Annotated in this window: 1 protein-coding gene; it reads left to right on the top strand. The window is 68.1% G+C overall.

The window, feature by feature from the left end:
• A partial coding sequence (locus SB660_RS23635) for a thioredoxin domain-containing protein (RefSeq protein WP_410585028.1) occupies nucleotides 1-238 on the top strand: 238 nt, incomplete at both ends.

Raw genomic sequence — 238 nt, 5'->3', positions numbered from 1 at the left:
CGAAGTCGCCGAGGTCTTCGCCTACTGGTGCGGCCATTGCGCCGCGTTCGAACCGCTGGTCAACGCGTGGAAGGCCAAGCAGCCGTCCGACGTGGCCTTCGTCGCGGTGCCGGCCGTGTTCCAGGAAGCCGACAATTTCCCGCGCGCCTACTACGCGGCCGAAACGATGGGCGTGCTGGGCCAGACCCACGAGGCGACGTTAAACGCGATCCACCTGCAGCGCCGGCTGCCGCCCAAC

It is taken from the genome of Bacillus sp. SIMBA_005 (assembly GCF_046535585.1).
Taxonomy (GTDB): domain Bacteria; phylum Bacillota; class Bacilli; order Bacillales; family Bacillaceae; genus Bacillus; species Bacillus pumilus.
Note: the sequence above shows the minus strand (reverse complement) of the source record. Positions and strands in the feature narration are given on the sequence as shown.